Genomic DNA, 14346 nt, shown 5'->3' on the forward strand with positions numbered 1-14346 from the left:
ACAAATTATCTTTTACGAGAAAATGAACCCAAAATACCTCTGGTTAATTCCCGAAAAATAGTTCTGCCTATCTGCCGCACCATGGTGTTTTTGCTGAGTTCTTCGATCAGAGATTCTTCTTGTTTTGTTCTTCGGCTAGTCCTCGGAGCTGGGCCTGGAAGCACCGCCTTCTCTTGCTCAACTTCTAGTTTCTCCAGCTTTTTCTCCAATAATTCAAAAGCACTTTCCCGATCTATTTCTTCGTTGTATTTCGACGCCAAATCCGAGTCCTTCACCAACTCGTCAATTTCTTGATCAGACAAAATATCCATCCGAGTAATAGGCGCTCTTACCAGCGTATGAGCCAATGGCGTAGGGATCCCTTTTTCATTGAGAGCCGTAATTAGAGCTTCCCCGATGCCCATCGAAGTCAATACTTCTGATGTATTGTAATAGGGTGATTCGGGATAGTTCTCGGCAGTTTTAGTGATGGCTTTGCGGTCTTTGGCCGTAAATGCCCTTAATGCATGTTGCACTTTGAGCCCCAATTGTCCCAAAACTGAGTCCGGCACGTCGGTTGGAGTCTGAGTACAAAAGTAAACTCCTACCCCTTTGGAGCGGATCAACTTAATAATGGCTTCAATTTTCTCAAGCAAGTCTTTGGATGCATTGGAAAAAACCAAATGAGCCTCATCGATGAAAAGACAAAGCTTTGGTTTATCATCGTCTCCCTGCTCCGGAAACGTCTCATAAATCTCCGATAACAAGCTGAGCATAAAGGTAGAAAAGAGCTTGGGGGAAGATTGAATATCTGTTAAGCGTATCACAGAAATCACTCCTCGACCATATTTACTGCGAACAAAGTCTTCGACGTCAAAGGACTTTTCACCAAAGAATCGGTCTGCTCCTTCTTGCTCCAATTCGATAATCTTTCGCATGATCGTATTGACCGAAGCTGAAGAAACCCTACCAAACTCTTTGGTAATTGCTTCTTTACCTTCATTGGTAATGTATTGGAGGACTTTTTTCAGATCCTTGAGATCTACCAAGGGCAAGTGCTGCAAGTCGCAATAGCGAAAAATCAAAGCAATGACTCCTCTTTGGGTATCATTGAGGTCCAGAATCTGAGAAATCAACACTGGTCCAAATTCAGATACCGTGGCCTTCAGCCGCACGCCTTTTTCATCGGAGATCGACATGAGCTCTACTGGTAGCCCCATAGGATCATAGTCTACTCCGATCTTTTGAGACCTATTCAAGATAAAGTCAGAAGCTTCTCCGGGCTGAGCTAAACCAGACAAATCCCCTTTCAAATCCATCAACACTGAAGGGATTCCTTTCAGAGATAATTGCTCAGCTATCACCTGTAAAGTTTTTGTCTTACCTGTGCCAGTAGCACCTGCGATCAAGCCATGTCGATTCATGGTTTTGAGAGGTACTTTGATCTGCGCGCCTTGGATCGGCTCCCCATTTAGGATACCGGTTCCCATGACGATAAAATCTTTTTTATAAACCTGACCTTCAGCCAAATGGGAGATAAACTGTTCTTTCTGACTCATATTCAATAATTTTAAAAAAGCCAAACTACAAAAAAAACCTTGATGCCAAGGGCAAAAAGGTTTTGAAAATGTAAATGATATCTAAATGTATCAGTAGGTCACTACTGGATCCAATTCTTTCGCTTGAGCCACAAAGTCTTCCACTTTAGAGAGAGCTGGAACTACCTTCGTAAGGCCTTTTTCTTCTTGGGTTTTTGTCAAAGCTTCATGCAGGTTTGCTGCATTTCTGTTTCTAAGTTCTTTCACAGTATCCACACCGGTAGCTTTCAATAGCTCGGCAAATTGGCTTCCTACACCGTTGATTCTAAAGAGGTCAGCCATATTGACCCAAGTTAGGATTTTGGACTCATCTACTCCAGAGGCTTCTGCAAGCTTCTTTCTCCCAGCTTTGGTAGCCCCTGCTTCCAATAGTCCTTCCACAGATTTTACTCCTGCTTCGGCTAGTTTCCCTTTGTACACCTCACCGATTCCTTCAATTGCATCAATTGATTTTGCCATGTTGATCAAATTTTAATAAAACATTATAGAAATAATTCAAAGCACTAGTGCTTCAAGGTTGCAGAGAACCTTATGCCTAAAATAAAGACAATTTTTGGCTTCCAAAATCCATTTAAGAGAATGTTTGAAATTTCATCATTTGCAAACATTAACTTTACCATTCCAAAAACTTCTTGCTTATTTTGGGTCAAAATACTGAATCAAAGGTGCGTTCTATCTCTTTTATCCCCCTCTTCTTACTATTCCTCTCCATCTGCTCCCTATCACATGCTCAGGGCGTCCCCAACCTCGGTCAGACCGACCGATGGATGAAAGGTGCCATGGCCGCCATGGAAAGAAATGACTTTGAAACAGCCAATTCTATTTTCAGAAATCTGATAGAGTCCGGTTTGCCACTACCAGAAGAAATGCCCTATTTCTTTGCAGAAACCCTATTTGAGCTGAAGCAGTATGACAATAGTGCCAATTTCTTGCAGAAATACTTCGAGCTCAACGGCTTCAGAGGTGAAAATTATCAAAGTGCCAAAGAACTGGAGCAAAGATTGGAAAGTCCGCTTCAGGCTATTCTTCAGTGTCAGCTCTGTGATAGAAAAGGCTATAGAAACGAGTCATGCCCCACGTGCCACGGGGCTCAAAAAACTGAACAAGACTGTTCCTACTGCAAAGCCAAGGGAGTGGTAGGCTGTAGTAAATGTGCAGCCACAGGGATGATCACCAAAAAAAATATATTCAATATATGGGAGTACTACGAGTGTGACCGATGCGCCGGAAAAGGACGATTGACATGCCCCACCTGCGATGGATCACTCAAGGAAGTAAGTGACTGCAAGACCTGCAAAGGAAGTGGTTCTGTTCCTTCGGAGATCATATGCGATCACCAACCAGGTGCTGATCATGATCATTAACAAAAAATCCCGCTTGAAGCGGGATTTTTTTAGTTACAATATTTTTCCAAAGCATCTTCCGCTCCGGGATATTCGAGGCCTTTGGCCAATTGAAAATCCTCACAGGCACTTTTCTTTTTCTTTGTAGCAATTTTCAGCATACCACGATTGAAATAGGCCTGAGCAAAGTTTTTATCCAGCTTGATAGCGTTGGTATAAGCCTTCATCGCTTCATCCGTATTGCCTAACTGATGTAGTGCTCTGCCTTTCATTAAAGAAGCCATGGCCGGCGCACCAGAGATCTCTTCCGCTCTGCTGGCGAAAATCAATGCTTTCGAATAATTCTTATTGGCGTAGTGAATATTAGAAATACTGAGCAAAACCTGGAAGTTATTGGGATCGATTTTGATCGCTTTCTCAAAATCATTCAGCGCCGAATCGTATTCTCCCTGCTCCTCATGAGCCCTTCCTCTATTGTAGAGAGTAGTGACGTCATTGGGGCTGAACTTAAGCGTTTCTGAATATTCGTTGACTGCTTTCTGATACTCGCCATTGGAGAAATGCACATCTCCTTTGTTTTGTCCTGAATTAGAACAAGCCAGGCATGCAGCACTTAATAGCACTGCAAACCCGGCCCGAAACAAGATTTTCATATTAGTTGGTTTAGACTGCTACGTTGTTTTCTCTTAACGCATCATTGAGAGAAGTCTTGAGGTCCGTAGAGGCTTTTCGCTGGCCTATGATCAAGGCACATGGCACTTGGTATGTACCAGCATTGAATTCTTTGGAAAGAGAACCTGGAATCACCACAGATCTAGGAGGCACATAGCCCTTATATTCTACTGGCTCATCTCCGGTCACATCGATGATTTTGGAACTGGCAGTGAGTGTCACTCCTGCTCCAATCACCGCTTCTTTACCGATTCTTACTCCTTCGACAATAATGGCTCTGGATCCTACAAAGGCCCCATCTTCCACTATCACAGGTGCAGCTTGAACCGGCTCCAAAACCCCTCCGATACCTACTCCGCCACTCAAATGAACGTTTTTGCCGATCTGAGCACAAGATCCGACAGTCGCCCAAGTATCAACCATCGTGCCACTGTCCACAAATGCGCCGATATTAACATAACTTGGCATCATGACTACTCCACTGGCCAAATGCGCACCGTAGCGTGCCACAGCATGAGGAACTACACGTACACCTTGTTTGGCGTAGTTGGTCTTCAATGCCATTTTATCATGAAACTCAAAAGGTCCTACCTCTATGGTCTGCATCTTTTGAATCGGGAAATAAAGAATCACTGCCTTTTTCACCCAGTCATTTACTTGCCATGTACCATCTTCCAATGGCTCAGCCACTCTGACTTGACCAGCGTCCAAATCTGCAATGATCGTTTTGATCGCAATTTCAGTGTCTTTTTCTTTCAACAATTCTCTGTTGTCCCAAGCTCGTTCGATGATTTCTCTGAGTTCCATTATTTTCTTTAGTTTCGTTTTATGCAAAATGAAAGTCCGTCCAAAACACCCGCTCTGATCGCTTCTGGACTTAAACCAGTCCTCGATACTAGAGCTTATGGGAAGCTTGGCCTTTCGATGCGTGAAACAAATAAATACAGCCTAAACTTCATAGGTTTTTCCCCGAAAAGGTCATTTGAAATCGACGGAATCCGATATTTTTCTTCCATCACCGATACAAAATCTCTATGGCAAAGAATTCTGATGCCTTTGAGATTCGCTAAAGTGCTAATTCAAGTCCAACCCAAACTCGTCATCTGTTGTACTTGGGAATACCTGCCGATGGCAAAAATCCTAAAATATATCTACAGATATAGGCTGATCTACGATGTACAGGAAAACTACCAACTCAACCTCAATCTCAATCCAGAATTAAGAAAATTTTCCAGATCGCTAGCCAAATTTATCATCGGAATAGCGGAGCAAAAGGTCGGAATACACAAGTACATTTTAGCAGAAGAATGCTACTCCGAAGAGATGCCTGAGAAAGCTCCAAGCCTTATTCTTCCCAATTTATTTGCAGGTAAAAAACTGGCGGTAGCAAGCATAAAACTTGATCAAAATAATCTGCTCAAACTCCTGATCACCGGAACCCTCAGTCCAGCTTTTGGAACTGAAAAAGCTATCCGCTGGTACCTAAAATTAAGGGAAAACTTACCCCAATTGCAGCTCAGAATTGTTGGACATTGCCCCCTCGGTTCTTTCCAAAATGACCTGCAAAGGTTGATCAATAATGAGGAAAATATCAGTGCAATAATCTCTTCAAACCCAATCCCTCACGACGAGATTTTAGAAGAAATGGTAGGGACTCAAATTGTACTTTTACCATATGAAGACAGGGAGGAATTCAGATCCAAAATGCCAACAAAACTCTATGAATGCGCCGCACTGGGGATTCCTGTTTTGCATACACCCAATTCAAAGTGGGAAGAGTTTGTTCAACCATTTCGAGGTGGCGAAAGCATTGATTTTTCAAATTTAGGCGATGCATACAAGCTGTTTTCAAAAGCATTGGAACAGTCATTTTTCATCCAAGCTCCTCCAGCATCGATTTATTGGAATTCAGCCAAAGACTCCTTTTTGGCTAGTCTTTAATCCACCACCGATCTCAAATCCCATCGTGGATAAGTGGAAAACTTATCCACCTACCTCCTATTTTCTACACTCAAACTTGACAAATGGAAACTCATTTGAATCTTCTTGATTTTAGATTTTCAAGAGAGAGTTGACTCAAAAAAGTCAATTATAATACTTAATATCAATAATTTAAATATTTTATAAGCTAAAGCTAATTTATATTTTAGTCATGACTAAAAACGAAATCACATCAAAAATGAGCTTATCAACAGTTGATTTAGCTTAAAGTAAATTTTATTTTAGCTATATCTAAATTAATTTTTATATTTGACTCATTAAAGAATACTCCATGAATCTCACCACAGCAGAAGAAAACTACCTGAAGGCCATCTACCATCTATCTGATGGCGGCAAAAAATCTGTTTCTACAAACGACATCGCCGCAGAAATGAAAACAAAGCCTGCGTCGGTATCAGATATGCTTAGAAAATTAGGAGACAAGGAAGTCATCGAATACAGGAAATATTATGGAGTCAATATCACTGAAGAAGGTAAAAAGAGAGCTCTCCAAACCATCCGAAAGCATCGCCTCTGGGAAGTATTTTTGGTTGATAAATTGAACTTTGCCTGGGACGAGGTACACGAAGTAGCGGAAGAACTGGAGCACATTCAGTCTCCCCTACTCATCCAAAGACTAGATGCTTTTCTAGACTATCCAAAGTTTGACCCACATGGTGACCCTATCCCAGACGAGTACGGTGATGTTCGGGCAAGACCTCGAATCCCTATCAATGAAATGGAAATAGATCAGTCTGGACAGATCGTAGCCGTCAAGGATAGTTCAGCTGCTTTCCTCCGATACTTGGACAAGGTGGGAGCTTACATCGGGGCAAGAATCAAGGTTTTGGACAAGGTGGAATTTGATGGATCGCTGGAGATCCTGGTTGATCAAAAGAAGAGCATTTTTATGTCTAAAGATGTCGCTGGAAACATACTGGCAATTCAATCATGAGAAACTCGATTTACCTATTCCTATTTAGCTTCCTGTTTTTCTCCTGTCGCTTCGAAAAGGTAAAAGATGACAACGAGATTCTGATTGTCGCCACCACTTCGATTTTGGCAGACGGGATACGTAATATCGTCGGAGACCAAGCCAAAGTAGTCTCTTTGATGCCTGCTGGGGTTGACCCGCATCTTTACAAAGCATCCGTGAGAGATTTGGACTTATTGGAAAGTGCAGATCTGATCCTTTACCATGGATTGTATCTGGAAGGAAAGATGACCGAGATTTTTGAAAAACTCACATTCAACAAGGATCTGATCAATGTATCAGAAGCTATCCCTGCAGAATTCTTATTGCGATCAGGTCCAGAATCACACAGTGTCGATCCTCACATTTGGTTTGATGTCAATCTATGGAGAATGGCTATGCAGCATGCATCAGATGAAATCATAACCTGGAAGCCAGACTGGAAGAATACCATTGAGTCAAATTCAAAGAATTACCAGGCGAAACTTGAGACCCTAAATCAAGAAGTCATTGACAAAACTCAACTCTTAAATCAGAGTCAACTTGCTTTGATTACTGCCCACGACGCTTTTGCCTATTTTGGAAAAGCCTACCAAATAGAAGTAAAAGGTCTGCAGGGACTTTCTACCCTAAGTGAACCTGGTCTAAGAGATTTGACGGGACTTATTCAACTGATCATTGATAGAAACATCCGAGCCGTCTTTGCCGAACAAACCATTTCCCCCAAAGCCATCAAAGCCGTAGTGGCTGGGTGCGCCAATGCGGGACATGAGATCCAACTGGCCGGTCCGCTTTACACAGACAGCCTAGATAGCCCCGATCAACCTGCCGGCACCTATATCGGAATGGTGCAAACTAACCTCAACACAATTTTTGAAAGCCTAATGCCATGATCCAACAAGTACAAAACCCTATTTTGGAAATCCACGATCTGACTGTCAGCTATGACCAGTCACCGGTTCTTTGGAATATTGACCTGAGTCTTCCCGAGGGAAAACTGGTCGGGATTCTCGGTCCGAATGGCGCTGGAAAATCCACCTTGATCAAGGCGATCATGGGCTTGGTAGATCCCAGTGGAGGCTATGTCCGGATTTTTGACAAAGAACTGGACCTAGTAAGAAATAGAATCAGCTATGTCCCGCAGCGAGAATCCGTAGACTGGAATTTCCCGGCTTCAGTTTTGGACGTGGTACAGATGGGGACTTACGGTCGATTGGGTCTTTTCAAAAGACCAGGTAAAAAAGAAAAACAATTGGCACTGGACTGTTTGGAGAAAGTGGGGATGACGGCTTTTGCAAAAAGACAGATCTCGGAACTTTCAGGTGGTCAGCAGCAGCGGGTTTTCATCGCCAGAGCTTTGGCACAAGAATCCGACCTCTATCTGATGGACGAGCCTTTTGCCGGAGTAGACATGGCGACAGAGACAGCTATCTTCCAGCTCCTTCAAGAAATGACTCAGGAGGGAAAAACCATTTTGGTAGTTCACCATGACATCCATTCAGCTATGAAATATTTTGAATGGATCATCATGCTCAACTTGCACTTGGTAGCTTCTGGGCCTAAAAGTGAAGTAGTCAACGAAGAACTGCTTCGCAAAACCTATGGCGGCAAACTGAATCTATTGACAAAAGTAAGTGACTTGATCCGCCAACAGGAGTTCAACCCTTTGAAAAACTGATATGGAAAATTTTCTGTATTTCTTTTCCTTTCAGGATGCTTCGATTGCTTTCATCGTTTTGGGAATTACCATTTTGGGAATTGGCTCAGCGTATGTGGGCACTTTCAGCTTTTTGGACAACAAAGCTCTATTGGGTGACGCCATATCGCACGCAGTCTTGCCGGGGATCTGCTTGGGTTTCATGCTAGCCGGAGAGAAAAACCCCTACTACATCGTCGGTGGAGCTATCATTTCTGGCTCACTGGCGACATTTCTGAGTTCATGGCTCAAGGAAAACACGAAACTCAGTGAAGACTCAATTATCGCTGTGATCCTTTCCACTTTTTTTGGTTTGGGAATCGTCTTATTGACAGTCATTCAAAAGTCTGGCAATCCGGAAATGGCAGGCTTGAACCAGTTTATTTTTGGCAATGCTATTGGAATACTGGAAGAAGACCTCTGGGTCTATGGAGGACTAGCTTTCATCATCATTCTCTCGCTGAGCTTATTGATGAAAGAATTCAGACTGTTGGTATTCAATGCAGAATTCGGAAAAGCTATTGGCTTCCCAATGGATCGAGTCCGTTTGGTTTTCAACATCCTTATGATCCTGTCGGTGGTGATTGGCATTCAGGCAATCGGAGTGGTATTGATGGCAGCACTCTTGATTACACCAGGGGCTGCAGCAAGGTTTTGGACAGACAGGCTTTCTTCCTTGTTAATTTTAGCTGGAGTATTTGCTGTACTATCTGGTATCATCGGCACCTATATCTCCTTCGTACTTCCTCAGATGCCTACAGGACCGTGGGTGGTGGTCAGTCTATCTACTTTAGCCCTGATTTCATTTGTCTTTGCTCCCAAAAAAGGAATTCTTTATCGATTCTTTTCCAGACGAAAGTATCTGACTAAAATGCACCGGGACCACGTACTTAAGAGTCTGTACAAAGCTTTGGAAGAAAAGAAGTCGGGCCTATCCCAATCCGAATTGCTTGCACTCTACCCCCATCATAAAAGAGAAACCAATAGATCCATCTCTTATTTAAGAAAGAGATCTCAACTCATTATAAAAGAAGGTTTTATCACATTAACATCTAAAGGTAAGTCAGAAGCAATGCGGATCGTCCGACTGCATCGACTTTGGGAATCTTACCTCAACGAATACATGAATATTGCTCCAGATCATGTGCACGATTCCGCTGAAAAAATGGAGCACCTGCTGACTCCAGAGTTGGAAGCCCTCCTCGACAACCGACTCAAATACCCCAAACTCGATCCTCACCAAGAAAACATTCCAAGAGACCATGATGAGCTTTGATCAAAACGCCTTTTTAATCATTTTCACCGCCTCCCTCATCGCGATTTCTTGTGGATTGTTAGGTGTATTTATGATGCTTCGCAAAATGTCCATGACCGGAGATGCTATTTCCCATGCCGTATTACCTGGCATTGTAATCGGCTTTTTCATCTCAGGAAGTCAGCGAGGCGTGGAGGTGATCGTGGGAGCAGGATTGCTCGGTATTATTGCTACGATGGTGATAGACTTTCTTAGAAAAAAAGCAAAAGTCCAACTGGATGCTTCCATCGGGATCACCTTTACTCTATTATTTGCAATTGGAATTATTTTGATCAATCTATTGGCGTACAAAGTAGACCTGGATCAAGAATGTGTGCTATACGGCGAGATCGCTTATCTTCCAATAGACCTTTGGATCACCAAAGCTGGCTTTAGTATGGGACCGAGAATTACTTGGCTAGCACTTTTAAATCTACTTTTAGTAATTACATTTATCTTACTGTTATTCAAAGAATTAAAACTAACCAGTTTTGATGAAGGATTTGGCTTGGTCATGGGAATACCTGCTGGAGGAATCAATCTTGCTTTGATGAGTATGGTCTCCTATACTACTGTGAGTAGCTTCGAAGCGGTAGGGGCTATTCTCGTGGTAGCACTTCTGGTAGTCCCGCCTGCCACAGCTTTTCTCTGGACCAAAAACATCAAATCCCTGATCCAACTGACGGTGCTCATAGGCATAGGAATTTCCATTATTGGCTACTACATGGCATTTTGGCTGGACAGCTCCATAGCAGGAATGATTGTCTCCGTCGCTGGTCTCGTATTCTTAGTTTCTGCTGTTTTCAACAGTAAAAAGTATAAATTTAAATCCGGAACCCGACTGGAGCCCGAAGCGTTAAGCTCTTGAATGAAGAAAAAGATGAAGCAGGTATTAGGAGTATTTCTGGCTGTATTGATATCCTCAAGCACATTTGCTCAAGATAAAATAGAGTGGATGAAGTTTGAAGATGCCGTGACAGCGAATCAAAGCAATCCAAAAATGTTACTCGTAGACGTTTACACGGACTGGTGTGGATGGTGCAAAAAAATGGATAAGGAAACTTTTACAGATCCAGAAGTCATAGCCCATATCAACGAAAACTTCTACGCAGTCAAACTAAATGCTGAAGACAGCAAAAGAACTTTTGAATTTGGAGGCAAAGAATATAGTGAGGCTGAAATGGCAGCAGCAATGCGGGTGCGCTCTTACCCCAACTTTGTAGTCATCGATCCCACATTGAAAAATATAGCTCAGTTGCCTGGCTATCGCACTCCTGACCAATTTATGGACGGCCTCAGTGAATTAATTGAAAAAGCATTTAGAATCAAGCCATGAGTTTTTCTCTCGCCGAACGCGAAGACACCATTATTGCACTTGCCACTCCGCAGGGTGTTGGTGCGATTGCAGTTATAAGACTTTCTGGAAACAAGGCGATTCAAGTCGTCAATGAAGTGTTTTATGGAAAGAATCTTGAACAACAAGACTCACATACCATTCATTTTGGAACTATTCGAGATGGAGAAAAAGTCATCGATGAAGTTCTGGTATCACTATTCATCGCACCCAAATCCTTTACCAAAGAAAATGTCGTAGAGATATCAACGCATGGGTCTTCTTACATCATCAATCAGGTGATTAGGCTCTTTCTGAAGAAGGGAGTTCGGCCCGCAAAACCCGGTGAATTCACCCAACGTGCTTTCCTAAATGGACAATTTGATCTGGCTCAGGCCGAGGCAGTTGCAGATTTGATTCACGCAGACTCTGAAGCTTCCCACTCTGCTGCTTTGAACCAGATGAGAGGTGGATTTTCTTCTGAAATTCAGGAATTAAGAACTCAATTGATCCATTTTGCTTCTATGATTGAGCTCGAGCTGGACTTCACTGAGGAGGATGTGGAATTTGCCAGCCGAGATGATCTTCGGGCTTTGGTAGAAAGACTCTTACGAGTCGTGGAAGAATTGATTTTAAGTTTTGATCTCGGAAACGTGATCAAAAATGGTGTGCCTACTGTCATTGCGGGAAAGCCAAACGCCGGGAAGTCCACCCTCTTGAATGCCTTACTCAATGAGGAAAAAGCGATTGTCTCTGATATCGCAGGAACTACGCGGGATTTTATCGAGGATGAAATCAATATTGGCGGAGTCATTTTCAGATTTATAGATACCGCCGGCTTAAGAGAAACCACAGACACGATTGAAGCGATAGGAGTCAGCAGAACTCAGGAAAAAATGAAGACTGCCTCCTTGATTCTGTACCTATTTGATCTGGGGGATACGGACCTCATTGAAATCAATAGAGACATCAATAAGTTGGAAAATCTGGGAGTTCCTTTTGTGAAAGTGGCGAATAAAGTAGATAAAGCTAATAGCCAATTAATTAATGAGTTAAAGGAAAAACATTCGGATATAATTTTTATCTCAGCAGGGCATAAAGAAAATTTGGAAGGCTTAAAGGTTAAGATATTGGAATTAGTCAATCTGGACAAATTTAAGACCGGGAATACAGTTGTCACCAATGTACGGCATTATGATTCTTTGACGAGAACCCGAGAATCTCTTTTAGATGTGTTAAGTGGGCTGGACAATGAAGTAACCAATGATTTCTTGGCTATGGATATTCGTAGGTCATTGCATTACCTTGGTGAAATTACCGGTGAAATTACTACCGACGATCTACTGGCTAATATTTTTTCAAAGTTTTGTATCGGGAAATAAACACCTACAAACAGTTCTAAACAACTCTAAGTAAAACTTATTAAAACCCTCTAAATCTTTTATTTAGAGGGTTTTTCATTTGTATCTCTTTTTATTCAATTTTCAATTTTGATAGAATATTTGTACCGGATTTGTACCGTTTTTTGGCGGTACAATTTTTTTGCTAAATTGGGGGAGATTATGAAACAATGGGAAACAACCAGAAACAACTGGAAACATTGGGAAACAACTAGAAACAAACAGAGCAAACTTTAAATCCATGAGTTCAAATATTAGAATCACCAGAATTTGCCAGTTGTGCGGAAATTCCTTCACTGCAAAAACCACTGTAACCAAGTACTGCGGGGATAACTGCGCAAAAAAGGCCTATAAGCTGAGGATGAAAGAGGAAAAAATTCAAAAGAGCCTGACTGAAACAGCTACCACTATCAATCAAGATTGGATGGTTGCCAATCAAAAGTCCTTTTTGAACGTTAAGGAAACCTGTGTTTATATGGGGATCAGTCGCACTACACTTTGGCGTTTGGTAAAAAGGGATTCCTTGGATGTTAAAAACATAGGGAGGAAACGAATTTTTAGAAAATCCGATATCGAGTCATTTTTAAATCAATAGCCCCTATTATGAAAGCCACCAAAGTCACCCTAAGAAAACGACCACTAGAAAATGGGAAGATCAGTTTATACCTAGACTTCTATCCTCCTATTGTAGATCCCAATACCGGCAAGAAAAAAAGGAGAGACTATTTGGGCTTTCATATTTTTGAAAACCCAAAAACTCCTACCCAGAAAGAATTCAATAGAGTTTGCATCTTAAAGGCCGAAAGTATCAGAACCCAAAAGGAGATTGAGTTTCTAAACAACAACTTTGGCTTTTATGACAAATTCAATTTGAAAAGAGATTTCCTTCAATATTTTTTAGAAAAAGGAAAAACTCATTCCAGGACTTCGGGAAATCAGGGAAACTGGAAAAGTGCGTATGAACATTTGAAATTATACTCAGGTGGAATTTGCACATTCGCCGAAGTCACTCCAGAATTTTGTGAGGGATTTAAAGAATACCTATCCAAAACCAAATCCATTGGCCGAAGTCATAAACTTTCGGCAAACACCCAATTGAGTTACTTTGCAAAACTTCGAGCTACTTTAAAAGATGCTTTGAAAGAACAGATCATAACGAAAGATCCTTGTATCTCAATTTCAAATGTTAGAGCAGAAGGAAGTAACCGTGTTTACCTGACTCAAGCCGAGGTGATGAAACTTTACCAGACTCCCTGTCCAGAATTGCCCATGCTTCGATTGGCTTCCCTGTTTTCTTGCATGACAGGATTAAGATGGTCAGATATTGAGAAACTGACTTGGAGTGAAATCGAGGATCCTGAGCAAACTGAAATTTCTCTCCTCAAATATCGTCAACGCAAAACAGGAAGGTTTGAATATTTACCGATATCAAAGCAAGCCCGTGAATTGGTGGGAGAAAGAAAGGGACAGGATGAACAAGTATTCTCAGGATTAAAATACTCGGCTACCAATAATACCATTTTGAAAAACTGGATTCTGAAAGCCGGAATTCTGAAAAAGGTCACCTTTCATTGCTTCCGACATACCTACGCCACCCTCCAGTTGGCTGGAGGAACTGACATTTATGTGATCTCTGGAAACTTGGGACATCGCCAGGTAAAAACCACTGAGATTTACACCAAAATCACCAACGAAAAGAAGGTCGAAGCAGCGGATAAGATCAAGCTTTACTGACCAGTTTTCTTGACCAACATCTCAAGTTGAATTCCAAAACTCATCAAATTCCATCCATATTTTTGGAAAAATTAGGTTTGAATAGAAAAAAAGTTAAATTTTTTTTTTGACCAGTTATGCACAGTTTCTATTGTGATATATATATACGAATATCTATATATACGTATATATGTAAAATTCACAAATCACAGTCTCACAACTCTGAAATACACTTTTAAGTTAACTTCTTGTAAACATTCATTTTTTCATGAAAATTAAATTTTATAATGAATGCTGCCTGCTATCTACAAATTCGTCTCAATAAACATAAACAAAAATTTTTCAAATCAATTTTAAATCTCTGA

At 41.6% G+C, this 14346-nt stretch carries 15 protein-coding genes; 11 read left to right on the forward strand and 4 right to left on the reverse strand.

Annotation, left to right across the window (positions count from 1 at the left end; all coding sequences use genetic code 11):
* Positions 1 to 5: 5 nt before the first annotated feature.
* Positions 6 to 1538 (reverse strand): helicase HerA-like domain-containing protein, encoded by a 1533-nt coding sequence (locus G460_RS0103710; RefSeq protein ID WP_026954101.1) that lies wholly within the window; start codon positions 1536 to 1538, stop codon positions 6 to 8.
* Positions 1539 to 1628: 90 nt separating this feature from the next.
* The gene (locus tag G460_RS0103715) at positions 1629 to 2036 is read right to left on the reverse strand and encodes a DUF4332 domain-containing protein (protein ID WP_026954102.1); all 408 of its coding nucleotides are present in this window, start codon (positions 2034 to 2036) and stop codon (positions 1629 to 1631) included.
* A 206-nt stretch (positions 2037 to 2242) separates the two neighbouring features.
* Here G460_RS0103715 and G460_RS0103725 point away from each other — a divergent pair, with 206 nt between their 5' ends.
* Entirely contained in the window at positions 2243 to 2941 is a 699-nt protein-coding gene (locus G460_RS0103725) for an outer membrane protein assembly factor BamD (protein WP_035463932.1), read from the forward strand.
* Positions 2942 to 2970: 29 nt separating this feature from the next.
* Here G460_RS0103725 and G460_RS0103730 read toward each other — a convergent pair whose 3' ends face one another.
* Both G460_RS0103730 and G460_RS0103735 read right to left on the reverse strand, forming a co-directional pair.
* Positions 2971 to 3573 (reverse strand): tetratricopeptide repeat protein, encoded by a 603-nt coding sequence (locus G460_RS0103730; protein ID WP_026954104.1) that lies wholly within the window; start codon positions 3571 to 3573, stop codon positions 2971 to 2973.
* Positions 3574 to 3583: 10 nt separating this feature from the next.
* Entirely contained in the window at positions 3584 to 4399 is an 816-nt protein-coding gene (locus G460_RS0103735; RefSeq protein ID WP_026954105.1) for a 2,3,4,5-tetrahydropyridine-2,6-dicarboxylate N-succinyltransferase, read from the reverse strand.
* 21 nt (positions 4400 to 4420) lie between these two features.
* On the opposite strand from G460_RS0103735, the gene G460_RS0103740 reads away from it, so the two are divergent.
* The 10 genes from G460_RS0103740 (at position 4421) to G460_RS0103785 (ending at position 14002) form a co-directional block, all read left to right on the forward strand.
* A complete protein-coding gene (locus G460_RS0103740; protein WP_026954106.1) occupies positions 4421 to 5533 on the forward strand; it encodes a glycosyltransferase in 1113 nt (370 codons plus the stop codon).
* Between the two features lie 331 nt (positions 5534 to 5864).
* Positions 5865 to 6527, forward strand: coding sequence for a metal-dependent transcriptional regulator (locus G460_RS0103745; RefSeq protein ID WP_026954107.1), 663 nt, complete (start codon positions 5865 to 5867; stop codon positions 6525 to 6527).
* Positions 6524 to 7438 carry a metal ABC transporter solute-binding protein, Zn/Mn family gene (locus G460_RS0103750; protein WP_026954108.1) on the forward strand — a complete coding sequence of 305 codons (915 nt, stop codon included), beginning with the start codon at positions 6524 to 6526 and terminating at the stop codon, positions 7436 to 7438. The genes G460_RS0103745 and G460_RS0103750 overlap by 4 nt, the downstream gene beginning before the upstream one ends.
* The gene (locus G460_RS0103755) at positions 7435 to 8223 is read left to right on the forward strand and encodes a metal ABC transporter ATP-binding protein (RefSeq protein WP_026954109.1); all 789 of its coding nucleotides are present in this window, start codon (positions 7435 to 7437) and stop codon (positions 8221 to 8223) included. Before G460_RS0103750 ends, G460_RS0103755 begins: the two co-directional genes overlap by 4 nt.
* A 1-nt stretch (position 8224) precedes the next feature.
* A complete protein-coding gene (locus G460_RS0103760) occupies positions 8225 to 9517 on the forward strand; it encodes a metal ABC transporter permease (RefSeq protein ID WP_026954110.1) in 1293 nt (430 codons plus the stop codon).
* Positions 9504 to 10403, forward strand: a complete 900-nt coding sequence (locus G460_RS21360) for a metal ABC transporter permease (protein WP_342667602.1) — start codon at positions 9504 to 9506, stop codon at positions 10401 to 10403. The genes G460_RS0103760 and G460_RS21360 overlap by 14 nt, the downstream gene beginning before the upstream one ends.
* Positions 10404 to 10415: 12 nt before the next feature.
* Positions 10416 to 10871: a thioredoxin family protein gene (locus tag G460_RS0103770; RefSeq protein ID WP_026954111.1), complete on the forward strand. Its 456-nt coding sequence runs from the start codon at positions 10416 to 10418 to the stop codon at positions 10869 to 10871.
* Positions 10868 to 12250, forward strand: a complete 1383-nt coding sequence (mnmE, locus tag G460_RS0103775) for a tRNA uridine-5-carboxymethylaminomethyl(34) synthesis GTPase MnmE (protein WP_026954112.1) — start codon at positions 10868 to 10870, stop codon at positions 12248 to 12250. Before G460_RS0103770 ends, mnmE begins: the two co-directional genes overlap by 4 nt.
* A 259-nt stretch (positions 12251 to 12509) precedes the next feature.
* On the forward strand, positions 12510 to 12863 hold the full coding sequence (locus tag G460_RS0103780; RefSeq protein ID WP_026954113.1) for a helix-turn-helix transcriptional regulator: 354 nt from the start codon (positions 12510 to 12512) through the stop codon (positions 12861 to 12863).
* A gap of 8 nt (positions 12864 to 12871) precedes the next feature.
* Positions 12872 to 14002: a tyrosine-type recombinase/integrase gene (locus tag G460_RS0103785; RefSeq protein WP_035463819.1), complete on the forward strand. Its 1131-nt coding sequence runs from the start codon at positions 12872 to 12874 to the stop codon at positions 14000 to 14002.
* Positions 14003 to 14346: the final 344 nt, after the last annotated feature.

Source organism: Algoriphagus vanfongensis DSM 17529 (genome assembly GCF_000429465.1).
Classification (GTDB): domain Bacteria; phylum Bacteroidota; class Bacteroidia; order Cytophagales; family Cyclobacteriaceae; genus Algoriphagus; species Algoriphagus vanfongensis.

Bases quoted from the DNA above. Each gene is read 5' to 3' on its own strand.
- G460_RS0103785 (WP_035463819.1), top strand. From the start codon at position 12,872: ATGAAAGCCACCAAAGTCACCCTAAGAAAACGACCACTAGAAAATGGG.
- G460_RS0103745 (WP_026954107.1), top strand. From the start codon at position 5,865: ATGAATCTCACCACAGCAGAAGAAAACTACCTGAAGGCCATCTACCAT.
- G460_RS0103710 (WP_026954101.1), bottom strand. From the start codon at position 1,538: ATGAGTCAGAAAGAACAGTTTATCTCCCATTTGGCTGAAGGTCAGGTT.
- G460_RS0103735 (WP_026954105.1), bottom strand. From the start codon at position 4,399: ATGGAACTCAGAGAAATCATCGAACGAGCTTGGGACAACAGAGAATTG.
- mnmE (WP_026954112.1), top strand. From the start codon at position 10,868: ATGAGTTTTTCTCTCGCCGAACGCGAAGACACCATTATTGCACTTGCC.
- G460_RS21360 (WP_342667602.1), top strand. From the start codon at position 9,504: ATGATGAGCTTTGATCAAAACGCCTTTTTAATCATTTTCACCGCCTCC.
- G460_RS0103760 (WP_026954110.1), top strand. From the start codon at position 8,225: ATGGAAAATTTTCTGTATTTCTTTTCCTTTCAGGATGCTTCGATTGCT.
- G460_RS0103730 (WP_026954104.1), bottom strand. From the start codon at position 3,573: ATGAAAATCTTGTTTCGGGCCGGGTTTGCAGTGCTATTAAGTGCTGCA.
- G460_RS0103755 (WP_026954109.1), top strand. From the start codon at position 7,435: ATGATCCAACAAGTACAAAACCCTATTTTGGAAATCCACGATCTGACT.
- G460_RS0103750 (WP_026954108.1), top strand. From the start codon at position 6,524: ATGAGAAACTCGATTTACCTATTCCTATTTAGCTTCCTGTTTTTCTCC.
- G460_RS0103715 (WP_026954102.1), bottom strand. From the start codon at position 2,036: ATGGCAAAATCAATTGATGCAATTGAAGGAATCGGTGAGGTGTACAAA.
- G460_RS0103740 (WP_026954106.1), top strand. From the start codon at position 4,421: ATGCAAAATGAAAGTCCGTCCAAAACACCCGCTCTGATCGCTTCTGGA.
- G460_RS0103780 (WP_026954113.1), top strand. From the start codon at position 12,510: ATGAGTTCAAATATTAGAATCACCAGAATTTGCCAGTTGTGCGGAAAT.
- G460_RS0103770 (WP_026954111.1), top strand. From the start codon at position 10,416: ATGAAGCAGGTATTAGGAGTATTTCTGGCTGTATTGATATCCTCAAGC.